This is a genomic window from Stenotrophomonas sp. EMP41 (genome assembly GCF_047495535.1).
GTDB lineage: Bacteria > Pseudomonadota > Gammaproteobacteria > Xanthomonadales > Xanthomonadaceae > Stenotrophomonas > Stenotrophomonas sepilia.
Map to the genome: position 1 here is coordinate 262,708 of NZ_CP179923.1, position 23,341 is coordinate 286,048.

Genomic DNA, 23,341 nt, shown 5'->3' on the forward strand with positions numbered 1-23,341 from the left:
TTGATCTCCCAACGATGAAGATCAGTGCCACGACGCACGTACCATCAATCGAATGTGATGGACGTCGCGAATTTGGAGTTTCCTCATGAGGTGACCGTCTCCTGCCTGCGGGCATTGGACGGTAACGCCGAAAGGATCCAGACGTGGCTACCGCTCCTGGCATTCTCCAGCACCGTCCTTCCGGAGCACCCCGGTGAAGGTCCTGTCGGTGTTCGGCACCCGACCGGAAGCAATCAAGATGGGGCCGCTGGTGCGCGCCCTGGCCCAGGCCGCGGACATCGAATCGGTGGTCTGCATCACCGGCCAGCACCGGGCGATGCTCGACCAGGTGATGTCGCTGTTCGAGATCACCGCCGACCATGACCTTGATGTCATGGTGCCCAACCAGACCCTCAATGGCCTGTGTTCCAGGCTGTTCGAGCGGCTTGACGCGCTCTACACGCAGGTCCGCCCGGATCGCGTGCTGGTGCACGGCGATACCACCACCGCGATGACCGCCGCTCTGGCCGCGTTCCACCACCGCATTCCGATCGGCCATGTCGAGGCCGGCCTGCGCACCGGCGACATCGACCGGCCATGGCCGGAGGAAATGAACCGGCGGGTGATCGACGTGGTCGGTCATCAGCTGTACGCACCCACTCCCGGCTCGCGCGCCAACCTGGCCCGTGAGCATCTGGGCGGGCAGATCCTGGTCACCGGCAACACCGTCATCGATGCCCTGCAGCAGACCGTGCAGCGCCTGGATGCCGATCCGGCACTGCGTGCCCAGGCTGACGAGCCCTTCCACATGCTCGACCCCGGGCGCCGCCTGCTGCTGGTCACCGGCCATCGCCGCGAGAGCTTCGGCCAGGGCTTCGAGGATATCTGCCGTGCGCTGGCCGAGCTGGCCCGACGGCCGGACCTGCAGGTGCTGTACCCGGTACACCTCAATCCGAACGTGCAGGGCCCGGTCAACGCACACCTGGGCAACCTCGACAACGTGCACCTGGTGCCGCCGCAGGACTACCTGCGCTTCGTGCGCCTGATGCAGCGCGCCGACGTCATCCTCACCGACTCCGGTGGCGTGCAGGAGGAAGCGCCGGCCCTGGCCAAGCCGGTGCTGGTGATGCGCGACGTCACCGAGCGCCCGGAGGCGGTCGAGGCCGGTGTGGTGACGCTGGTCGGAACCACGCCGTGGCGCATCGTCGAGGGGGTCAATGCGGCTCTGGCACAGCCACCGCAGCCGACCCGTTTCGACCCCGATGCCAGTCCCTATGGCGACGGCCGCGCCAGCGCCCGCATCGTCGCCGCCCTGCGTGGCACCCCCCTTCCCGAATTCTCGCCCGGTCTCCGCAGCGGCGGTGCCGCCCATCACCCTCTCCATGAAGTGACGCCATGAGCCACACCGGCCGCTGTCCCCTGTTTGTTTCCGCCGCCGCGTTCGTCCTGTCGTGCGCGGTTGGCAGTGCCCACGCCGCCGACAGCGTCGCCGGCCAGTTCGCAGAATGGAGCGGCGACAGCACGGTGAACCGGCAGATGACCCTGCGCGAACTCGGCTTCCGCCAACCGCTGGTACTCAGTGGGCAGGAGAGCCAGCGCGAGGTCTACCTGCCGGTGCCGGCCGGTGTTGCCACCCGCGATGCGCAGCTGCAGCTCGATGGGCGCTATGTACGCGGCCACGCCGGGCGTACCTCGGGGTTGTGGTCGGTCGATGGCGACCCGATCGCGGCGCGTTCGATCACCGATGCACAGGGCGATGCCAGCCAGTTGCTGGCCATCGACGGCGAACCCCGCCAGAGCGGCTTCGTGCGCGTCGGCGTCGGCTGGTGGTCGATCGTGTCCGATTACCAGTGCGCTGACCAGAGCGCGCCGGCCAACGTGCTGCGGCTGTCGCCGGACTCGCGTTTCAGCTACCGCTTCGACGGCCGCGCCGTGGATACCGTGGCCAAGGCCTGGGGGGCACTGCCACCGCGGGTGCGCCTGCTGGTGGATGGCAAGGCGCTGCAGGCACCGGCCTACGATGCGGCCTGGCGCATCGGTACCGCGTTGCAGGCCGGCGGCAAGCAGGTGCAGGTGGTGGCGCTGCCCAAGGTCGGCGACAGCGTCGACCTGGCCGGCATCAGCATCCCGGCCAGCCTGCAGGGCGTGCCGGCCTACGCCGCACTGGCCACGGGCGAGCGCGCGCATGCGATCAAGGACCTGGCTGAAGTCGGCGCGCTGCTGTCGTTGCGTGACAGCGGACCGCTTGCCGCCGATGTGATGATCGGCAGCGATGCATTGCGCGCCGGCGTACGCGCGGCGCTGGATGCGCTGGCCGCACAGGTCGGTGCGGCGGGCGCTGATGCGGGCACGGCGTTCGCCGCGTGGCGCGGCACCGGCATGGGCGGCCTGGAGAAGCCCGCCGCCAACACGTCGGTCAGCGTGGTGGCCGTGGCCGGGCGTCCGACGCTGGTGGTTGACCCGGCAGCGGCGGGCAAGGTCGCCGGGTTGTTCGCCGAACAGTGGCGCAGCTATGCGCTGGGCCGCAGCCTGCAGGTCAACGCAGCAGGTACGCCCAAACTTGACGGTGACCAGGTACTTCTGAGCCGGCTCGGAAACATCGCCGGAACCATGGATGTGGTGACCCGTGCCGACCGCAGTGCCAGCTTCGATCTGGGTGCGCTGTCGGCCGATGGCCGCCTGCCCGAGCAAGTGGTGATCGATGTCTCGGCGGCCCCCAACGCGGCGGGTCAGGGCGCAGTGGCCACGATCTACCTCAACGACTACCTGCTGGGCGGCAAGGTGCTGTCGGCCAACGGCCAGCCGCAACGCCTGGTGGCCAAGGTGCCGGCCTACGCGCTGTCCGCACGCAACGAGATCCGCGTCAGCTTCCTGCGCCAACCGGCACGCCCCTACTGCCACGATCCAGCCACCGGCTACCCGGTCTCGATCCTGCCCAGCAGCCATCTGACCCTGGCCAAGCGATCGCTGGGCAATGATTTCGTCGGTGCCAGCAGCCAGCTGTCGCGCGGTAACCAGGTGTTCGTGCCCGGCGCGTGGCTGCAGGACGCGCCGGCCTCGCTGGGCAAGGTCATCGCGGTGGCCAGTGCAGTGGGCGCTTCGCCGGAGGCGTCGGAACTGAAGGTGGTCGACGCCGGTGCCGCGGTCAGCCCGGGCGCGCCATGGCTGGCCTTCGGCGTGGCACCGGCCGGTGTCGATGTGGCCGGCCTGAAGGACGGCCACCTGCGGATCGGTGGCATGTCGCAACCGCTGCTGGATGTCAGCGGCCTGGATCGCGCCGCGGTAGTGCAGGTGGGATCGTCCGGCGGCCAGTTGGGCGTTCTCTACAGCGACCTCGGCGCACAGGCACCGTCGTTCGGCGTGCCGTTCCGGTTGCTGCGCGGCGATCTGGCCGTGCTTGACGGTACTGATGTCGTGCGCGAATTCGACCGCCAGGATCCCTATGGCACGCGCCTCGCGCACGACGGCAATCCGCAATCGAAGTGGGAACGGCACATGGTCTGGTTGCTGCTGCTGGTCGGCGTGATCGTGTTCGCGCTGCTGGCCGCCCGCGTCACCCAGGTGCGCCGCCGCAAGTCCGCCAACACAGGGCACTGATCCGCCGTGGACGGTCTGTTCTGGAACATCCAGCTGGCCAACTACTACGCCGCTCTGGAAACCACGGCGGCGGCGGTGGCCGTGCTGATCCTGATCTCCAGCCTCGATGACCTGTTCATTGATGTCTGGTACTGGGTGCGCGAGAGCTGGCGCGCGCTGACCATCAAGCGCCGCGACGCGTACCGGCCACTGACCCAGGAAGACCTGCTGCAGCGGCCGGAACAGCCGCTGGCAATCATGGTGCCGGCGTGGATGGAGTACGACGTCATCGCGCAGATGGTCGAGAACATGATCAACGTGCTCGACTACCGCGAGTACGTCGTGTTCGTCGGCACCTATCCCAACGACCAGCAGACCATCGACGAAGTCGAGCGCATGCGCCGACGCTACAAGCGCCTGCGCCGCGTGGAGGTGCCGCATGACGGACCGACCAGCAAGGCCGACTGCCTGAACTGGTTGATCCTGGCGATCTTCGACTACGAGAAGCGCCACGACATCGAGTTCGCCGGGGTGGTCCTGCACGACAGCGAGGACGTGCTGCACCCGATGGAACTGCGCTTCTACAACTACCTGCTGCCGCGCAAGGACATGATCCAGCTGCCGGTCACCTCGCTGGACCGTGAGTGGTACGAACTGGTGGCCGGCGTCTACATGGACGAATTCGCCGAATGGCACGCCAAGGATCTGGTGGTGCGCGAGAGCGTGTCCGGGATGGTGCCGTCGGCCGGTGTTGGTACCTGTTTCTCGCGGCGAGCGCTGCTGGCGCTGAGCGCGCAGACCGACAACCAGCCCTTCAACACCGACAGCCTCACCGAAGATTACGACGTCGGTGCGCGGCTGGCAGCCATGGGCATGCAGTCGATCTTCGCCCGCTTCCCGGTGCAGTTCCGCGTGCGTCGGCCGTCATGGTTCGGCTGGGGACCGGTGCGCGAGCGCACCCAGCAGATGGCGCTGTGCGTGCGTGAGTACTTCCCCGACAACTTCCGCGCCTCGTACCGGCAGAAGGCGCGCTGGGTGCTGGGCATCGGCCTGCAGAGCTGGGAGTCGCTGGGCTGGCGAGGCTCGCTGGCCACCAAGTACCTGCTGGCGCGCGATCGCAAGGGCATCATCACCTCGTTCGTCAGCATCATTGCTTACCTCATCTTCCTGCAGCTGCTGCTGTTCTGGCTGTTGAAGATGACCGGGGTCTGGACGATGCAGTTCCCCAGCGTGTTCCAGGCCGGCACCTGGCAGATGAATGTCGCGCTGCTGACCACGGCGGCGCTGGCGACCCGCGTCGTGCAGCGCTTCTACTTCGTCAACCGCTTGTACGGCTGGGAGCATGCGCTGATGTCGATCCCGCGCATGGTGGTCGGCAACATGATCAACTTCATGGCCACCGCCCGTGCATGGAAGGTGTTCCTGGCCTACCTGCTGTTCGGCAAGCGCATGGTCTGGGACAAGACCATGCACGACTTCCCCGATGCGGCACAGCTGGTGCAGACCCGCAAGCAGCTCGGTGAACTGTTGACCACCTGGCAGGCGGTGGAACCGGAGCGGCTGCAGCAGGCGCTGGCGCAGCAGCATGCCGGCCGGCGGCAGCCGCTGGGCCGCATCCTGCTGACCCAGGGCTGGCTGGATGATGAAACCCTGGCTGAAGCCATCGCCTTCCAGGGCGATCTGCCGCGTGCGGTCATCGACGTCGATTACCTGCGCGCGGGCTCATTCCCGGTCAGCGCCGATGCCTGCGTGCAGTGGCGCATGCTGCCGCTACCGCCGCGGCAGCAGGAGACACTGCGGCTGGCCGTGGCCAGTCCATTGCCCGAAGACGCGCTGGCGTTGCTGAAGCAGGAAACCCACAGCGCGCACATCGAACAGAGCATCGCCCGCGAAAGCGAAATCAACGCAGGCCTGCGCCTGATCGGCGGCGACCAGCACTGGCAGCTGGACGACGTGCCTTTGCTGGGCGACCTGCTGGTGGAGATGCGCCTGATCGACCACGCGCGCTTCGAGATTGCACTGGATGCGTACAAGCCGCAGCGCGATGGCCGCATTGGCGATTACCTGGTCAAGCAGGGCATCACCACCGAGGAGGCCGTGGCCCAGGCCATGCAGGAGCAGCGCCGGCGTGCGGCCGCGCTGCAGTCGCCGCCTCCCGGAGCCTTGCCGGCATGAAGACCACGCTGCTGTCCACCGTCATTGCCGTGGCACTGGCCACGGCCGCCGCGCCGGCACAGGCGCTGGCGCAGGCCGATGCGCCGCTGCCGCTGTCCGGTGCGGCCTACCGCGTCGCAGAGCAGGCCTTCGCCGCTTACGAGCGCGGCGACTATCAAGCGGCTTACCAGCAGTCCAGCGAAGCGATCCGGTTGCGCCCGGACGTGGTGCGGCTGCGCCTGCTGCAGATCTACGCGCTGCAGAAACTGGGCCGGCCGGCGGAGGCGCAGCAGCAGGCGCGCCGTGCACTGGATGCCGGGATGAAGGATCCGGCCTTGCCGGCATTGGCCGCTGCCACCGCTGCGCGCAGCACGCCCCCGGATGCCAGGGGCGGGCGCGCACCCACCCCACCGCGCGCGGCCGGCAGCGGCGCAGACCGCGCCAGGCAGCAGGCCTACGCGCTGGCCACCGAGGCCTATGCTGCCTATGACGCCGGGCGCATGGGGGAAGCGGCCAGCAAGGCCGAGCAGGCCTTCCGCCAGCAGCCGAAGCAGGGCGCCTGGGCGATGCTGTGGGTGGCGGCGCTGGAAGCACAGCAACAGGCCGAACGGGCCGACGCGGCCATCGGCACGGCGCTGCAGCTGGGCGCACTGAACGTCGAGGAGCTGCGCGCGCGGCGCGTGGCGCTGGCCCGCCAGCGCGCGCTGCTGCAGGCCCAGCAGGCCTACCAGTCGCTGTCCACGCAGAACGATGCGGCGGCCGTCGCGCAGGCGCGGGCCGCCGTCGAACTGGCGCCGGATGTTGCTTCGTACCGGTTGCTGTTGATCACCGCGCAGCTGCAGCAGGGGCAGCTGGCCGACGCCGAGCGCAGCGCCGACCAGGCGCTGCAGGCCGACGGCGGGGATCTCAATGCCCGGCTGATGCGTGGTTATCTGCGCCAGCGCCAGGGCAAGACCCTGCTGGCCAATGAAGACTTCGACTTCGCACTGGCCGCGCCGGGGTCAACCATGCAGCAGCGCAACGTGCGCCTGCTGGCCGTGGATGCGGCCCTGGCTGCTGGGGACCGCACACGTGCGGCTGCACTGCTGGCGCCGCTGCAGGCGGCGTTGCCCACGGATGTGGGCGATGCACGCGCGCAGCAGCTTCTGCAGCAGGGCATCGAGCAGCGCGCCAGGGCGACCGGGTCCAGTCGCGAGCTTCCGCGCATGAGTGCGCAGACCTATCCGGCGCCATTCCAGCACTGCCAGCCTGCTGACACCGGTGGTGCCTGCACGCTGATGCCGGTCGACCTGCAGGGCGACGGTGGTGCCGCACAGCGTGCGTATGCGGTCTACGCGCGGCAGGACTACGCCGAGGCGATCGGCGAGGCGCGGCAGGCCGCGCAGCTCGCACCGGAGGACGCGAGCCTGCAGGGGTTGCTGACCACCACGCTGGCGGCAGGCAACCGCAGCCAGCAGGACGAAGCGCGGCTGCGCCTGGAGGCGACGCTGGCACAGCACCCTGATGACGCGGTGGCGCTGATGCAACGCGGCTACCTCAACCAGAAGGCCCGTGAACCGGCGCGCGCACTGGCCGACTTCCGTGCCGCCGAGGCCACCGGCAGGGCACCCAGGAGCGTGGTGATCGACCAGGCGTATGCGAGTGCGGCCAACGGCGATCATCCGCAGGCGGTGACGCTGCTGCGTAGCGCCATTGATCGCGCCGACGCCGGTGAGCTGCCTCTGGATGCGCATCAGCGCTACAACGTGCGCAATGCCATCGCCAACTATTCGCGCGAGTGGGGCGTGATCGCCTCGGCCGGCTTCCGCGGCGCGCGTCAGGCCGCGACCAATGTCGGCGGCGCTGCGATCAGTACGCCGGGCGATTCGGTGTTCAGCACGCTGGAGGCGTTCTGGCGACCCCCGGCGTTCAACGACCAGCATGGCACGCTGGAGCTCTACACCCGGCTGCTCAACACCCTGTACGACGAGGGCGGCACCTACGAATCGATCCGCGCGGTGGACCCGTGCACCGGCGAATCGACACCCGACGCACGTGCACGCGCCGACCGTCTCAGCCGTTCGCGTTCCACCACCGGCTGGCCGTCCACCATCGCCTCGTTCGGCCTGCGCTATGCCTTCGGCCAGACCGGCCTGAGCGCCGGCATCGAGCGCCGCCAGTTCCTCGGCAGTGCCACCCGTTCGGGTGATGTCTATCCGGCATCGGCGGCCGTGCAGTGCCGCCTGCAGCTGGCCCTGAACCCGCCACTGGAAGCCAGCACGCTGGCCCGCTACCGCCTGGCCAGCGGTTCTGGCGGCTGGATGTCCTACCTGACCTATGGCTATTACCACGGCACCGACCTGCGCACCGACGTCAACCAGTGGTGGATGGTCAGCGGCTACGCCCAGGGCGGTTACACCTGGGACGACAACAGCGCCCACTTCACGCTCGATGCGCTGGATGCCAACGGCACGCCGGTGCGGCGGATCGGCGATGCCCACGGGCGGTTGCATCGCGAGCAGTGGTTCGCTGCCGCTGAACTGCGTGCCGGGCGCAGCTTCCGCTTTGGCGCCGGGCAGACCCACTGGGTGGCCACGCCGTATGTGGTGGTGGGGGCGGACTGGCTGGACCAGCGCTCGCGCGTTCGCGACATCCGTTACCCGCTGTTCCCGGCGCAGTCGTTCGCGCTCAACGATACGCAGCGCAGCTGGTCACTCGGCGCAGGACCGGGCGTGGGCGTGCGCTACTGGTTCCGCGAGGACCACTACAACACCCCGCGTTCCTACCTGGACCTGACCGTGCAGTACCGCTTCGCGATCGGCGGCGGAGATACACAGCGCGCCAAGGGCCTGTTCGCCACCGCCATCCTCTATTACTGAGGCAGCCCCCACCGCCGCCGCAGCGCCGCCGCCTGCGGCGTGTCCTGGGTCAGCCACGGCTCCAGCGCATAGACCAGCACGCGCTGTGCGCCGCTGTCGCGTGCCCACGCCAGCTGCCGCTGGATGCGCGCGGCATCGGCAGTCTCGCCCTTGAACCCGCTGCCATCAGCGGCGTTGCCGGGCAGTTCGCGGAACAGCTCGACGATGGCATCGAAGCCGATGTCGTGCGCGTGGAAATGATCGAGCAACGGCTGAAGCTGCTGCACGTTGCCGGCGCCGGCAACGCCCACGCCGTCCTGCACCATCGGTCGCAGCGTGGCGTTGGCCAATATCGCCTGCCATAGCGTGACCAGGTCGCCATCGGACTGCAGGCGGCTGAAGTAACAGGAGATCGCGCAGTCACCGCCGCGCGCGCCGGTGGCGTCTGCCAGCCCGTGCAACCATTGCGCCAGCCATTGCTGGCGGGCCGGATCGGCCCAGTGGTACTGCTCCAGTTCGTAGGGCAGATACCAGCCCCCGAAGGCCGGCTGCTCGGCCCACGGCGCCTGTGCCAACCAGCTGCGCGCGTGCGCCAGGCTGTCGGCCAGGAACGCCTGCAGCGTGGCGTCGTCGGCGCCGATGGCCTGCCACCAGCGTTGCTGGAAGGGCAGGCCAACGCGGATGCGGATGTCGTTCTCGCGGGCCGCAGTGAACAGCTGCTGCAGGCTGCCGTCGGGCAGCGACCAGTCGCCATCACTGCCACCGACGATGCCGGTCCATTGCAGCACCAGCTGCCGGCAGCCCAACGCATGGGCCAGCTTCAACGAGCGTTGCCAGTCGACCAGGCCCCATAGCAGATGGCTGCGCCACGGTTGCAGGAAGGTGCCGTCGACCTGCACCGGCGGCGAACAACCGGGCAGGGTGGCGAGCGTAGCGGCCAACGGCGCCAGCACTGCCGCGCGCAACAGGCGGCGGCGCAACGGCGAAGACGGATCTGCGGGAAGGACGGGCGCAACCATGCCCGCATCATCCCAGAGCACCGTGCGCAGCAGGTGAACCCAGCAACGGGTAGTGCCGGCCGCTGGCCGGCATCGCGCCCCGGGTGGCAGGTGAATCACCACCTGGTAGTGCCGGCCGCTGGCCGGCATCGCCCCCCGATTATTCCAACGCGTAGCGCAGCGCGAACAACACCGCCACCAGCCACACCGCCGGATGCACCTCGCGCCAGCGCCCGGTGCCTGCCTTCAGCGCCGCATACGCGATGAAACCGAATGCCAGGCCGTTGGCGATCGAATAGGTGAACGGCATCGCCAGTGCACACAGCGCGGCCGGCACCGATTCAGTCAGGTCGCTCCAGTCCACTTCCACCAGTTCGCGCAGCATCAGGCCGGCCACGAACAGCAAGGCGGGTGCGGTGGCATAGCCGGGCACCATTGCCGCCAGTGGCGAGAACAGCAACGCGGCCAGGAACAGTGCCGACACCACCAGAGCAGTCAGGCCGGTACGCCCGCCCACCTGCACGCCCGAAGCGCTCTCGGCGAAGGCCGTGGTGCTGCTGGTGCCCAGCAGCGAACCGGCGACGATCGCCGTGCTGTCGGCCAGCAACGCGCGGCCGAAGCGCTTCTGCGCGCCCGGCAGCTTCAACAGGCCGGCGCGGCCGACCACGCCGTACAGGGTGCCGGTGGCATCGAACACTTCCACCAGCACGAACACCAGCACCACCTGCAGCAGCACCGCGATCGGTGCGCCGCCGTCATGGTGCAGCAGGCCCGGCAGGTCCAGCTGCAGGAAAGTCGGTGCCAGGCTCGGCGGCAGCGAGACCAGGCCCTGGTACTGCACGTCGCCCAATGCCCAGCCCGCACCGGTCACCGCCAGGATGCCGATCAGGATCGCGCCGCGGATCCGGCGTGCTTCCAGCACTGCGATCAACAGGAAACCGGCCAGCGCCAGCAGTGGCGGCGCCGTGTTCAAGGGGCCCAGCGCCACCAGCGTGTCTTCGTTGCCGACGATCACGCCGGATTTCTGCAGCGCGATGATCGCCAGGAACAGGCCGATGCCGGCCACGATCGCCGAGCGCAGCGACGAAGGAATGCCCGACACCAGCCATGCCCGCACACCGGACAGCGACAGCACCAGGAACACCAGGCCGGAGATGAACACCGCCCCTAGCGCCTGCTGCCACGGCAGACCGGCAGCGCCGACCACGGTGAACGCGAAGAACGCGTTCAGGCCCATCCCCGGTGCCATGCCCACCGGGAAGTTGGCCGCCAGCGCCATCACCGCCGAACCCAGCGCAGCGGCCAGGCAGGTGGCCACGAACACCGCACCCGCATCCATGCCGGTGGTGCCGAGGATTTCCGGGTTGACGAAGACGATGTAGGACATCGTCAGGAAGGTGGTGACACCGGCCAGCAGCTCGGTACGCACGGTGGTGCCGTGCTGCTGCAGCTGGAACATGCGCTCGAACAGGGACATGGGGGCGCTCATTGGTAGATGCCGGCCGCTGGCCGGCATGCATGGACCGGGTGTGATGGGTACCGACCCCTGGTCGGTACATTTCGAGTCACGACCAACGGTCGTGACCCACCAGAAGGAGAAAGGCCGCGCGAGCGCGGCCTTTCCGGTTGCCTTACTTCAGCGCCTTGAAGCGCAGGCGCTTCGGCGCAGCGTCGTCGCCCATGCGGCGCTTCTTGTCTTCCTCGTACTCGCGGTAGTTGCCCTGGAAGAATTCCACGTGCGAGTCGCCTTCGAAAGCGATGATGTGCGTGGCGATGCGGTCCAGGAACCAGCGGTCGTGCGAGATCACGAAGGTGTTGCCCGGGAACTCCAGCAGCGCGTCTTCCAGCGCACGCAGGGTTTCGATGTCCAGGTCGTTGGACGGTTCGTCGAGCAGCAGCACGTTGCCACCCTGCAGCAGGGTCTTGGCCATGTGCAGGCGGCCACGCTCACCACCGGACAGCGAGCCGACCATCTTCTGCTGGTCCTGGCCCTTGAAGTTGAAGCGGCCGATGTAGGCGCGCGACTGGATCTCGATGCCGTTGATGTTGAGGATGTCCAGGCCACCGGCGATTTCCTGGAAGACGTTGTGGTTGCCTTCCAGCTTGTCGCGGCTCTGGTCCACGTAGGACAGCTGCACGGTCGGGCCGATCACGATCTCGCCCGAATCCGGCTTTTCCTGGCCGGTGATCATCTTGAACAGGGTCGACTTGCCGGCGCCGTTCGGGCCGATGATGCCGACGATCGCGCCCGGCGGAATCAGCATCGACAGGTTGTCGATCAGCAGGCGGTCGCCGAACTTCTTGGAGACGTTCTTGAACTCCATCACCATGTTGCCCAGGCGCTCGCCCGGCGGGATGAAGATCTCGTTGGTCTCGTTGCGCTTCTGGTAGTCCTGCGACTGCAGCTCTTCCAGGCGGGCCAGACGGGCCTTGCCCTTGGAACGGCCGCCCTTGGCGTTCTGGCGCGACCATTCCAGTTCCTTCTGGATCGCCTTCTGGCGGGCCTTTTCCTGGTTTTCTTCCTGCTTCAGGCGTTCATCCTTCTGCACCAGCCATTCGGTGTAGTTGCCCTTCCACGGAATGCCGCGGCCGCGGTCCAGTTCCAGGATCCACTCGGCGGCGTTGTCCAGGAAGTAGCGATCGTGGGTGACGGCCACCACGGTGCCGGTATAGCGCGCCAGGAACTGCTCCAGCCATTCCACCGACTCGGCGTCGAGGTGGTTGGTCGGTTCGTCCAGCAGCAGCATGTCCGGCTTCTGCAGCAGCAGGCGGCACAGTGCCACGCGGCGCTTTTCACCGCCGGACAGGTTGGCGATCTTGGCATCCCACGGCGGCAGGCGCAGCGCATCGGCAGCCACGTCCAGCTGGTTTTCCAGGGTGTGCGCATCACCGGCGGCCAGGATCGCCTCCAGGCGCTCCTGCTCCTTGGCCAATGCGTCGAAGTCGGCACCTTCTTCGGCGTAGGCGGCGTACACCGCTTCCAGCGCGGCCTGGGCCTGCAGCACTTCGCCCACGCCTTCCTCGACCGACTCGCGCACGGTCTTGTTCGGGTCCAGTTCCGGTTCCTGTGCCAGGTAGCCGACCTTGATGCCCGGCTGCGGGCGGGCTTCGCCCTCGAAATCGGTGTCCACGCCGGCCATGATCTTCAGCACGGTGGACTTGCCGGCGCCGTTCAGGCCCAGCAGGCCGATCTTGGCGCCCGGGAAGAAGGACAGCGAGATGTCCTTGATGATCTGCCGCTTGGGCGGGACCACCTTGGACACGCGGTTCATGGTGTAGATGTATTGCGAGGACATGAGGTCTCCGTAGGCGCGGCCCTGCGCCCGGCCCATCACGGGAACATCCCGTTGTGGCAGCGGGCACAGACTGGAAAGGAATGCCGCCAATTATAGCCGGAACCGGTTCCGGGCCGCGCCGGGCAGGCGCCGTCGGCTGGCCGTGGGCTGAATACTGCGTCACAGTCCTGCAGCGGGAAGCGTTTCCAGCCGGAAACGGTTCAGATCGGGTGCGCAATATGGGCTCACCACCACCCAAGCAGAGGTCTGACATGCGCATCAATCGAGTAATGGCCAGCGCCGTGGCCTCTGTGCTGGCGCTCGGCGCGGTGGCCCCCGCCTTCGCCGACAACGACCACCGTCGCGGCCATGACCGCCGCGAGTGGCGCGAGGACCGCCGCGAATGGCGACAGGACCGCCGTGACTGGGAACGCGATCGCCGCGAGGCCCGGCGCGACTGGGAGCGCGACCGCCGCGACTGGCACCGCGACCACGACCGCTACTACCGTCCGGCCCCGCCGCCGCCGCGCGTGGTCTACCGCCCGGCCTACGGCCCGGGCTACGGCTGGAAGGTCGGCCACCGCTACCGCGATTACTACCGCGGCCCGATCTATGTGGTGAACGACTACCCGCGCTACCACCTGCGCCGCCCGCCGTATGGGCACCACTGGATCCGCGACGACCGCGGCAACATGCTGCTGGTGGCGGTGGCGACCGGCATCATCGCCGACTACATCATCAACAGTCGCTGAGGATCGCGGCCGGGGTCGGATCCCTTTCCAACGGAAAGGGCTCCGACCCCACAACATCCCTCGAAACCATACGGGGCCGGATTCCTTCGGGAGTGCCGGCCCCGGCCTTTTCGGCCCCGGCAGGCCGGTGCGGGGCTACAATCAGGGGCTGAGCCGTACCCCTTTCCCTGCCTGCTGGAGTACCCGATGTTCCCGCGTGACGTCCGCATCGAAACCTACGATCCCGAACTGGCCAAGGCCATCGCCGCTGAGACCCAGCGCCAGGAAGACCACGTCGAGCTGATCGCCAGCGAGAACTACACCAGCCCGGCGGTGATGGAAGCCCAGGGCAGCCAGCTGACCAACAAGTACGCCGAAGGTTACCCGGGCAAGCGCTACTACGGCGGCTGCGAATACGTGGACATCGCCGAGCAGCTGGCGATCGACCGCCTCAAGCAGCTGTTCGGCGCCGACTACGCCAACGTGCAGCCGCACAGCGGCTCACAGGCCAACCAGGCCGTGTACTTCGCCCTGCTGCAGCCGGGTGACACCATCCTCGGCATGAGCCTGGCCCACGGCGGCCACCTCACCCACGGTGCCAAGGTCAATGCCTCGGGCAAGCTGTTCAACGCCGTGCAGTACGGCGTCAACGACCAGGGCCTGATCGATTACGACGAGGTCGAGCGCCTGGCCCTGGAGCACAAGCCGAAGATGGTCGTGGCCGGCTTCTCCGCCTACTCGCAGGTGATCGACTGGGCGCGCTTCCGCGCCATCGCCGACAAGGTCGGTGCCTACCTGTTCGTGGACATGGCCCATGTCGCCGGCCTGGTCGCCGCCGGCGTCTACCCGAGCCCGCTGGACCACGCCCACGTCGTCACCTCCACCACCCACAAGACCCTGCGCGGCCCGCGCGGCGGCATCATCATCGCCAAGGGTGCCGATGAGGACCTGGTCAAGAAGCTGCAGTCGATCGTGTTCCCGGGCATCCAGGGCGGTCCGCTGATGCACGTCATCGCCGGCAAGGCCGTGGCCTTCAAGGAAGCGCTGGAACCGGCCTTCAAGACCTACCAGCAGCAGGTGGTGAAGAACGCCCAGGCGATGGCCAACACGCTCATCGCGCGCGGCTACAAGATCGTCTCCGGCGGCACCCAGAACCACCTCATGCTGGTCGACATGATCGGCAAGGACGTGTCCGGCAAGGACGCGGAAGCCGCGCTGGGCAAGGCCCACATCACCGTCAACAAGAACTCGGTACCGAACGACCCGCGTTCGCCGTTCGTGACCTCGGGCCTGCGCCTGGGCACCCCGGCGGTGACCACCCGTGGTTACGTCGAACAGGACTGCGTGGACCTGGCCAACTGGATCGCCGACGTGCTCGACGCGCCGAACGATGACGCGGTCATCGCCCGCGTGCGCGACGCGGTCAGCGCGCAGTGCCGCAAGTACCCGGTCTACGGCTGATCGAAGCAGGGGTCGGATCCCTTCCCGCACGGAAGGGCTCTGACCCCGTCGCCAGGAACCCCGCGCATGGATGAGCGCCGCCTCAAGTATCTGTATGCCGTCCTGGCGGTGATCTTCGGCCTGCCCAGCCTGGTGGCGGGTGGTGCCGCGGCGACGATGCTGCTGCTGACGGGGCTGGGCCAGTTCGGCCATGGAACGCTGGCCGCGGTGACCCTGATGCCGCTGTGGGGCCTGGCCGGCATTGCCGGCTGCCTGGCCTGGTTGTGGCTCAGCGCCGGGTATCTGCTGCAGGGACGTGCCGGGCTGCAGGTGCATCGCCTCTGGTGGTGGATGCTGCTGGCCGGCAGTCTTGCCGCCGTGCCCCCGCTGGGGCTGGCGCTGTGGTGGGGCATCACCGTCCACGCCGAAGGCATCGCCCTGCTGCTGTTGGGCCCGTCGATGCTGGTGCCGGCGGCGATGCTGGTGTGGATCAAGCGCCGCGCATGACGCGGCCCATGGAAGGACATCGAACGCATGGATGAGCGCCTGCACAAGCGCTGGATGGCGATCACCGGCCTGCTGGTGGGCCTGCCCACCGTGGCAGCAGGCGGCACGGGGGCCGTGCTGGGGCTGATGGTCGTATGGGACGGCAAGTACCTGACGGGCGGCGAGCACACGCTGTTGCTGCTGTGGTCGTCGGCTGGAATCATCGGCCTGCTGTCGTGGTTGTGGCTGAGCGGACTGTTCCTGTGGCGCGGTGTTGCCGGCCTGCGCCAATCACCGGTTGTTGCCTGGGTAGGGCTGGGGGTGGGGGTGCTGGCCGCGTTGAGCGTGGTCGCTGCCGCGTTGTACTTCACCTTCAAGCACGGGGAAATTTCTACATTGGCCTTCCTCGGCTTTGGCCCGCCGCTGCTGGTGATGGCCGGGCACCTGGCGTGGCTGCGCTGGGCACGGGCCGCATCGCCGCCACCCGCACCCGCACCCGGTTGAGCGGCGCGTCGCGACTTCGCCGGGCACGCTAGCGGGCTGAATTGCAGGCGCTTCCGTGCAGGCAGCATTTGCTGCTGCGCCCCTTCTCAGGTACCTTTGCGACGCTGCCATGACCGTGGCAATAGGTACTTCCCTGAGCCAGGCGTTCCATGCATTGCCCCTTCTGCCAACATGCCGATACCCGGGTCATCGACTCGCGCGTCTCTGAAGACGGCGCGACGATTCGCCGTCGGCGGGAATGCGAAGCCTGCGGCGAGCGCTTCAGCACCCTGGAAACGGTCGAGCTGAAGCTGCCGGCCATCGTCAAGAGCGATGGCACCCGCGAAGCGTTCGACCAGCGCAAGGTCCGCGCGGGGTTCGACCGCGCGCTGCAGAAGCGCGCGGTGCCCGAAGACAAGATCGAGGCGGCGGTACGTGCGGTGGTGCACCAGCTGCGTATCAGCGGCGAGCGCGAAGTGCCCTCGATCAAGGTCGGCGAGTTCGTCATGAACGAACTGCGCAAGCTCGACCACGTCGGCTATGTGCGTTTTGCTTCGGTGTACCGTAGCTTCGAGGACGTGGCCGATTTCCGCGAAGAGATCGAGAAGCTCGAGCGCGATCTGCCGTCCAGTACCGAACAGCTGCAGCTGCTGGGCGATGTGATCGCCCTGACCAAGAAGAAGAAGGGCTGACCGCCTCTGCCCGGGTGGGTGCCAACCTGGGTTGGCACCGACTGCATGGATCAACGCCGGCAGCGTTACCATGGTCGCATGACCCCTTCGTTCTCCGTCCTCGACCACCTGCACATGGCCAACGCGCTGCGCCTGGCCGAGCGCGCTGCCTATACCACCCGGCCCAACCCGATGGTCGGCTGCGTGATCGCCCACGGCGAACGCGTGGTCGGGCAGGGCTGGCACCAGCGCGCCGGTGGCCCGCATGCGGAAGTGTTCGCGCTGCGCGAGGCCGGCAGCGAGGCGCGCGGTGCCACTGCCTACGTCACCCTGGAGCCCTGCGCCCACTACGGGCGCACGCCGCCGTGTGCACTGGCACTGATCGAAGCCGGCGTGTCGCGCGTGGTTGCCGCAATGCGCGATCCGTTTCCGAAGGTCGATGGCGGTGGCTTTGATCTGCTGCGCAATGCCGGCATCGAGGTCGCCGAAGGGCTGATGGCTGCGCAGGCGCGCGAGCTCAACAAGGGCTTCCTGTCACGCGTGGAGCGCAACCGCCCGTGGCTGCGGGTGAAGCTGGCCGCCAGCCTCGATGGGCGCACCGCGATGGCCGACGGCAGTTCCAAGTGGATCACCGGGCCGGCCGCGCGCGAGGACGTGCAGCACTGGCGCGCTCGCGCCGGTGCGATCCTGACTGGCGCCGACACCGTGCTGGCCGACGACCCGATGCTGACCGTGCGCCTGGCCGATACCGAGGTGATGCCACCGCTGCGGGTGGTGCTCGATTCGCGCCTGCGTTCGCTCGAATGCAGCCGCGTGCGCGAGGGCGGGGCACCGACGCTGTACCTGCACGCTGCGGCGGTGAGCGCACCGGATGCGGCCGATGCCGAATTCGCCAGTGTGCCAAGCGTTGATGGGCGGTTGGATCTGGGGGCAGTGCTGGCGCTGCTGGCCGAGCGGGGCATCAACGAGGTGCATACCGAAGCCGGCGCGACACTGGCCGGTGCGCTGCTGCGTGCTGGCTGGGTGGACGAACTGCTGCTGTATCAGGCGCCCACGCTGCTGGGCGACGACGGACGCCCGCTGCTGGCTGGCCTCGGCATCGAGGCGATGGACCAGCAGCGTCGCCTGCGCGTGGTCGACCAGCGGCAGGTGGGCGAGGACACCCGGCTGCTGCTGCGCCCGTGAGGGACTAACGCAGAGCCGGCGCTATGCCATCGGCGTCAGGTCGCTTCGTCGTCCTCTTCGTCAACGGGGCATTGGCCTTTCCACTGCTGCTTCCACAGCACATGCAGGTTGCGGCAGTACGCGCCCAATGCCTCGCCCGGCAGCTGCCTCGCCTTCAACCGCAGCTGGTGCCGGGTGAAACCGTCGTCATACTCATGGGGCAGTACCAGCACGGCACACTGGTCGTGATACATCAGGAACGCGTGGCAGTCGTCGTCTTCGCTCATCCACGCATCCAGATGCCTGTCGCTCAGCTGGGTCGACTCGAAGGCGACTGAGGGTTGGACGACGATGATCTTCGTGGCTTTGAACCTGGAGGCCTCGGCCTGCCAGGATGCCATCAGCGCCAGCACCATGATCGCGGTCGACGTCATACGGTGTTTCATGCGGTTGCCCCCGATGGAAGAGGGCAACAGCATTGACCATGCAGGTCGCGCAGGGCCATGCAACGGTTCTGAAAATGCAGTTGCCCTTGCCGTCGGCGACGCTGAGCAGCGCCTAGGCTCGGCGTTACATCGCGCTTACGCGCATTCGTCGGTCCACATCATCCATGTCATGACCCGCGGAATCGGACCGATTTGGCCATGGTCTCAACCGCGTCTTCCACTTCTTTGGAACTGTCTGCCGGCAGAATGGCAACCAAACGAACGAAACGCTCACCTGGCCATAGGGCGAGATAGTGGCGGTAGTGGCGTCCGTCAGGCGTTACCCCGTCAACCCGGTGCCCGGTGATACCGCCGAACGGCAGGTTCTCTCTTGAGACAATCGTTCCGCCCTGAATCCTGACGGTCCCCGCAATCAACTGATCGGACACCTTCTCTGGATCGTCAGAGGCAAATGGGAGAGAAAGCTGCGACGCGACAATTACCAGGGGCTGCAGACCATCTGGAGCAGTGTCCAGTTCACCGGCCGTAAGTGCCACGGCTGACCCGGACAGGGTGTTCAGGAGGCGAAAAGGGGACGCCGGCTCAACGCTGAAAGGCATCGCGGCGATCTTCTGCTCAAGCGTGGCCTGCGGACGCAGTGTTACGGTCGCCAAGGCCCGCATCGCCTGCCTGTGCGTCAGTGCATGGTCACGCGGGGCTTGAACCGTGATCATGACGGTGGGGGAGCCGCTGAAAAGCGCCATCCATTTTTTGAAGGTGTAACCGTGCGCGACCTGGCTGCCGATGACCACCGGGATCGTCCGCCCCTCGACGCCGAGCGATTCCAGGCGATCGACCTGCACGCCCTGGCTGGCGAAGCGGCGACGCGCGGCGGGCTCATCCACGAATAGTCCGCCGACTGTGCTGCTGGCCTCGGCGGGCAGCTCGGCGACCAGGATGCTGGCACGGCCGTCATCACTGACAAACCCGGAGAAGTTGGGGGCGGGGGCGAACCCGGGAGGCGGCGACAGGCTGACGACGGAGCCGGGCACGGCCATTGACGGCTGTGACGCCTGTGAGCAACCAGCGAGCAGCAAGGCCTGCAGGAGAAGCAGAGCCGCGCGTACGAGACTGCGGAAGTGGGTGAGCATCTGGAAAGCCTCTTATTCTGTCCGGACTCGATGAGAGTCTTCCTGGCGGATCGGGCCTTCCCACACCGCACGGTTCCGATCGTGGGTGCCCCTGCAGTACGCTTCGGCCAGGCTGGGTCCCAGTGATCGTACTTTCTCGGCCACGATGTCCTGCAAGGTCGTGCCCCGCTGCAGCGGGCCATCTGGGTCATAGCGCTCGGCGAACTTCAGCTGTGCATCCAACATCAGGTCACAGGCGGGGATGCCGGAATAGGCAGTGACCGACTCTGCTTCAATGCGCTCGTCCCAAGCGGAAAACGGCATCAGCTCCTTCAGTAGATTCAAGCCGAGGAACAGCATGTCTGCACTGCTCCATGGACCATTGTCGCCAACACGCGAGAACTCCGCCCTCGCTGTGTACGTAGTGTCGGGCGCATCACGCAGGGTTGCCGCATAGATGCCAAGGAACGTTCTGAGAGCATCGCCATCAGGGTCCCCGGCACGTGAGCGCGCCAGATTCTCCCGATAAGCGTCAAAGGCGCCAGAAACATCGGGAAGCGCGCACTGGTAGTCCACAACGCCGCGATGGGAGGAGCTGTCCTCCTCGATCCTGACCGCACGGCAGTGAATGGTCTTCTGGCGCGCGTTGACCGCACTGGCCGCGGGCTCTTCGAAACCAGTGGCAAGACTCTCGAATGCGTAGAGTGCGTCAACGACGTCTCCGATGTCGGGATAGTTGTCCGGGTCTGCCGTGCGCAGGCTGTTTCGCAGCGCAGTTCTGGCGTCCTCGTCATTCTGAGTGATGACGCGCGCATAGGCAGCGAAGGTGTCTTCCATTGAAAGCGCTGCAGCATCTGCGGCCAGCGGTACGCAGAGCAGCAGGGCGAAAAGAAGTCTCAACATGGCGTGGACGGAAGCGGGGGAAGTCCCTGAGGATCAAGGGCGCTCCATGCATTGGTCCATGCAACTTGTCTGAAAGTTATGGATTGCTCTCGTGGCAACAACCTCGGAAAAATTGAAACTTTCTTCATAGCCGCCTTCGTGACGCGAGTGCACAGTGCTTGGTTTCCCAGAGCGGTGATCATCGTGGCGCAGTCTTTCCGGAACCGTATGCTTCCAGCTCTCCTCGCGCTTGGGATGGTTGTTTCGCCTGCCGCCTTCGCAGATGGCGATGATCCCGCTGCCGTGCGTGCCATCACAAGCGCGCAGGCCCTGCATGATCTGGCCGCCGTCATCGAGTGTCGGGCCCCCACCTCGGTGCGCGAGCCGCTGTCGCGAAATGTGTGGGATGTCGTGCTGGGTGATGGCAAGCGTGCCAAGCCGCCATTCGATGCGTGGACCGTTGTCAAACAGCCAAATTCCTATCTGCATGAGGTCGAGCTGCCTGATCCGATCACTGTATTCGGCCACCGGACCCAACGCATTGCAGTGCTTTCGGAAGGGACGATGGCCATCCTGGATGATGTCTCCTTTGAGACGATATCCAAGCAGCTGGATATGAGGCCGCTGCATGCAACGGCCGTGCCTCACATCCATGTGCGGAACCTGTCCTTGCGCAATGTCAGCGAAATCGGCTTTTCGGTTCGTTCACTTACGGCGTCGCGCGTCTCCACCCACCCCGACTCTGTACTGGTGGGGTGCGAGGAGCGCTACGACACGCGGATGGAGCAGCTGCGCAGGCGCGGAAAGGAGCCGGATACCTATCTGGCGCCAAGCGTCGATGTCGTGAAGGAGCTGGATGACGTGCTGACCTGCAACGCCGACGCACTGCGCAATTACACGGCCGATTGGGCGGTGACCATGTCGGCACACACCACTGATGCGCGTTTCAAAGGCTGGAAGGATGGAGAAGATGAAGAGGGCAATCGCTGGTGGGTGCCGCCGGCACCTATCATGATCGCCGGCAGGCCCGCTTCACGCTTGGTCAAGGTGGGTCAGACCTTGTACGCAGAGCTGGACGGGGATATCGCCGAAACGTTGGCCGAAGAATGGCTTCTGCCACCCTACGATGGCTGGAGCGACGCGGCTTTCGTAGATTTTTACGATACCGACACGGCGGCCGATGGCTGGCTGGAAGATCGCGCGCGCATCGTACGTGCGTGGGCGCCCGGCAAGACCCTGCACGGCTGCGAGTACCAGCAGAATCGTCCGGAGTTTGGTGAGCATCCGGACGACGATGACGATGAATGACGGCAGCGTGGTGTCGCCGGGCATGGCCCGGCGCTACCGACTACCCGCTCATGCGCATTCGTCGGTCCACATCATCTCGGCGATCGGGCGCAGCGCCTTGCACTCCTGCGTCATCTCATCGGCCGACTTCACCTGCGCCTTGGCCTTCAGTTCCTCGGCCATCGCGTCCACGCCGTTGATCTGGTCGGGTGCGATCTTCGCCACGCAGGCGCGGTGCTGCTGCAGCAGCAGGTCGCAGCCGGGTACGCCGGTCACTTTCGGCGCGTTGGCCGCCTGCGCGTCCTGCATCCAGTCCTCGAACGGTGCCAGCGCACCGGCTACGGTGCCCACCAGGTCATCGAAGTTGCCGCTGTACCAGTAGCCGTTGTCCTTGGCCGGGTACAGGGTAAAGGTGCCGCTGACCGGCATGCGTGCGCCACTCTGCAGTGCCTGGGCATAGGCATCGGTGAACTGCTTGCGCGAGGCCGGGCTGGCATCGTCGGCCAGGCTGGCGGCGAACAGCGGGCGCACCTTGCCCAGGTCGGGCAGCTGGCAGCTGTAGGTGATCCGCGCCAGCTTCTGGTCTTCCACGTACTCGTTGTCTTCGATCACGCTCTTGGTCGCGCGGCACTTCGAATCACGCAGCGCCTTGGCATACATCGCTTCGGTGGCGGCCGCGTCGGCCTTGGCGCCGGAGCTGGCCAGTACGGTCTGCCAGGGTTCGGCCAAGGCCTTGGCCAGCGCACCCGGGTTGGGGGTCACGGCGTCCTGGCCCTCGAACGCCGGCTTCAGTGCGTCGTTGAGCATGCGCGTGGCGGCCGCGTCGTCTTCCAGCAGCACGCGTGCATACAGGTCGAAGGCCTGCTCCGGCGTCAGTTGGGCCGGTGCCGCGCTGGCAATCAGCGGGGCGCACAGCAGCACGCTGGCCAGAAGGGTAGGGGTGGGGGTCTTCATGACGGTGTTTTCCTGTTCCAGACGCGCGCAAGCCTAGCGCATCTGCCCACACTTTCGATGGCGCGATGCAGCCAGGTGACGGTGTGCAGCGGACAAAAAACGGGCCCCTTGCGGGGCCCGTTCGATCGCACGACGAGGAGCGATCGGTAAATCAGAAGCTGGCGCGGACGCCGACCGAGTACTGGGTGACGTCGCGGTAGCCGGAGATCTCGCCCACCAGGCCCCAGGTCCTGGTGAAGTTGATCTGGCCGCCGACGGTGCCGACCCAGGTGCCCTTGTAGTTGTTGCCGCCATCCATGTAGCCGGCCTTGGCCCAGGCTTCGGTCATGCGCGACGGCTTGCCGCGGATGCCCATGGTGACGCGGCCCAGGTTGGTGTGGTCCTTGCCGTGGTAACGCACACCGTCATAACGCAGGGTCGATTCGGCGTTCTGGCGCACCCAGGCGGCATCGGCGGTGAAGTCGACGCGGTCGGTCCACGGCATGTGGTAGCCGATACCCAGCTCCGGCTGGTTCAGTTCCAGCTTCAGCGAATCTTCGCCGTAGTGGCGGGTCTTGCTGGTGCGCGACCAGCCACCGAACACGTAGACCTGCTCGGCCAGCGCGACCGAACCGCGCAGGTAGCCACCGTCGACCTTCGGGTCGTCCAGCACGTTGTCGTCAACCTGGACCTGGGTCCAGCCGCCTTCAACGTAGGTGTAGCTCAGGGCGTCGGCCGAAGCCGAGAACGGAGCGGCGGCCAGCAGGGCGGCCACGATCAGGATCTTGCGCATGGGAATTCCTGTGAATTTCAGTCCATTGGCGGGCCTGCCCTCGCGGCTGCCCGTGGCGACCTCATGTCGTCCGCTGCGGATTTTAATGAAAGTTTTA

The 23,341-nt window shown here is 66.9% G+C and carries 19 protein-coding genes; 11 read left to right on the forward strand and 8 right to left on the reverse strand.

Going from position 1 to position 23,341, the window contains the following annotated elements:
* Positions 1–193 precede the first annotated feature (193 nt).
* From wecB to ACMGRF_RS01165, 4 genes are read left to right on the forward strand one after another with little or no spacing between them, the layout of a single operon-like run.
* Positions 194–1,378, forward strand: a complete 1,185-nt coding sequence (gene wecB, locus ACMGRF_RS01150; protein WP_262223697.1) for a non-hydrolyzing UDP-N-acetylglucosamine 2-epimerase — start codon at positions 194–196, stop codon at positions 1,376–1,378.
* Complete coding sequence (locus tag ACMGRF_RS01155) at positions 1,375–3,576, forward strand: hypothetical protein (RefSeq protein WP_414485565.1); 2,202 nt, start codon at positions 1,375–1,377, stop codon at positions 3,574–3,576. Before wecB ends, ACMGRF_RS01155 begins: the two co-directional genes overlap by 4 nt.
* A gap of 6 nt (positions 3,577–3,582) precedes the next feature.
* Positions 3,583–5,730, forward strand: coding sequence for a glycosyl transferase family protein (locus tag ACMGRF_RS01160; RefSeq protein WP_099495960.1), 2,148 nt, complete (start codon positions 3,583–3,585; stop codon positions 5,728–5,730).
* The gene (locus ACMGRF_RS01165) at positions 5,727–8,567 is read left to right on the forward strand and encodes an NfrA family protein (RefSeq protein ID WP_414485567.1); all 2,841 of its coding nucleotides are present in this window, start codon (positions 5,727–5,729) and stop codon (positions 8,565–8,567) included. The genes ACMGRF_RS01160 and ACMGRF_RS01165 overlap by 4 nt, the downstream gene beginning before the upstream one ends.
* Here the strand turns inward: ACMGRF_RS01165 and ACMGRF_RS01170 are convergent.
* The 3 genes from ACMGRF_RS01170 to ettA all read right to left on the reverse strand — a co-directional run bounded on the left by ACMGRF_RS01170 (position 8,561) and on the right by ettA (position 12,840).
* On the reverse strand, positions 8,561–9,565 hold the full coding sequence (locus ACMGRF_RS01170) for a DUF4434 domain-containing protein (RefSeq protein ID WP_414485569.1): 1,005 nt from the start codon (positions 9,563–9,565) through the stop codon (positions 8,561–8,563). The genes ACMGRF_RS01165 and ACMGRF_RS01170 overlap by 7 nt on opposite strands.
* 139 nt (positions 9,566–9,704) lie before the next feature.
* Complete coding sequence (locus ACMGRF_RS01175; protein ID WP_049414547.1) at positions 9,705–11,021, reverse strand: NCS2 family permease; 1,317 nt, start codon at positions 11,019–11,021, stop codon at positions 9,705–9,707.
* Between the two features lie 154 nt (positions 11,022–11,175).
* On the reverse strand, positions 11,176–12,840 hold the full coding sequence (gene ettA, locus ACMGRF_RS01180; protein WP_005415249.1) for an energy-dependent translational throttle protein EttA: 1,665 nt from the start codon (positions 12,838–12,840) through the stop codon (positions 11,176–11,178).
* A 251-nt stretch (positions 12,841–13,091) separates the two neighbouring features.
* On the opposite strand from ettA, the gene ACMGRF_RS01185 reads away from it, so the two are divergent.
* From ACMGRF_RS01185 to ribD, 6 genes are all read left to right on the forward strand, one after another.
* On the forward strand, positions 13,092–13,571 hold the full coding sequence (locus tag ACMGRF_RS01185; protein WP_049414548.1) for an RcnB family protein: 480 nt from the start codon (positions 13,092–13,094) through the stop codon (positions 13,569–13,571).
* 186 nt (positions 13,572–13,757) lie between these two features.
* Positions 13,758–15,011 (forward strand): serine hydroxymethyltransferase, encoded by a 1,254-nt coding sequence (gene glyA, locus ACMGRF_RS01190; protein ID WP_049439806.1) that lies wholly within the window; start codon positions 13,758–13,760, stop codon positions 15,009–15,011.
* A 66-nt stretch (positions 15,012–15,077) separates the two neighbouring features.
* Entirely contained in the window at positions 15,078–15,497 is a 420-nt protein-coding gene (locus tag ACMGRF_RS01195; protein ID WP_049414550.1) for a hypothetical protein, read from the forward strand.
* A 27-nt stretch (positions 15,498–15,524) separates the two neighbouring features.
* Complete coding sequence (locus tag ACMGRF_RS01200; protein WP_414485571.1) at positions 15,525–15,980, forward strand: hypothetical protein; 456 nt, start codon at positions 15,525–15,527, stop codon at positions 15,978–15,980.
* A gap of 149 nt (positions 15,981–16,129) precedes the next feature.
* Entirely contained in the window at positions 16,130–16,651 is a 522-nt protein-coding gene (gene nrdR / locus ACMGRF_RS01205; RefSeq protein WP_005415256.1) for a transcriptional regulator NrdR, read from the forward strand.
* Positions 16,652–16,729: 78 nt separating this feature from the next.
* The gene (ribD, locus tag ACMGRF_RS01210; RefSeq protein ID WP_262257609.1) at positions 16,730–17,815 is read left to right on the forward strand and encodes a bifunctional diaminohydroxyphosphoribosylaminopyrimidine deaminase/5-amino-6-(5-phosphoribosylamino)uracil reductase RibD; all 1,086 of its coding nucleotides are present in this window, start codon (positions 16,730–16,732) and stop codon (positions 17,813–17,815) included.
* Between the two features lie 35 nt (positions 17,816–17,850).
* On the opposite strand, the gene ACMGRF_RS01215 is transcribed toward ribD, so the two are convergent.
* The 3 genes from ACMGRF_RS01215 to ACMGRF_RS01225 form a co-directional block, all read right to left on the reverse strand.
* On the reverse strand, positions 17,851–18,240 hold the full coding sequence (locus ACMGRF_RS01215; protein ID WP_049414556.1) for a hypothetical protein: 390 nt from the start codon (positions 18,238–18,240) through the stop codon (positions 17,851–17,853).
* A gap of 167 nt (positions 18,241–18,407) precedes the next feature.
* A complete protein-coding gene (locus ACMGRF_RS01220; RefSeq protein WP_414485572.1) occupies positions 18,408–19,370 on the reverse strand; it encodes a hypothetical protein in 963 nt (320 codons plus the stop codon).
* A 12-nt stretch (positions 19,371–19,382) separates the two neighbouring features.
* A complete protein-coding gene (locus ACMGRF_RS01225; protein ID WP_134709419.1) occupies positions 19,383–20,186 on the reverse strand; it encodes a hypothetical protein in 804 nt (267 codons plus the stop codon).
* Positions 20,187–20,330: 144 nt separating this feature from the next.
* Here ACMGRF_RS01225 and ACMGRF_RS01230 point away from each other — a divergent pair, with 144 nt between their 5' ends.
* Positions 20,331–21,539, forward strand: coding sequence for a hypothetical protein (locus ACMGRF_RS01230; protein WP_239666649.1), 1,209 nt, complete (start codon positions 20,331–20,333; stop codon positions 21,537–21,539).
* A gap of 48 nt (positions 21,540–21,587) precedes the next feature.
* On the opposite strand, the gene ACMGRF_RS01235 is transcribed toward ACMGRF_RS01230, so the two are convergent.
* Positions 21,588–22,472 (reverse strand): hypothetical protein, encoded by an 885-nt coding sequence (locus tag ACMGRF_RS01235; protein WP_049415705.1) that lies wholly within the window; start codon positions 22,470–22,472, stop codon positions 21,588–21,590.
* A 151-nt stretch (positions 22,473–22,623) separates the two neighbouring features.
* Positions 22,624–23,244, reverse strand: a complete 621-nt coding sequence (locus ACMGRF_RS01240; RefSeq protein WP_414485573.1) for a hypothetical protein — start codon at positions 23,242–23,244, stop codon at positions 22,624–22,626.
* Between the last annotated feature and the right edge of the window lie 97 nt (positions 23,245–23,341).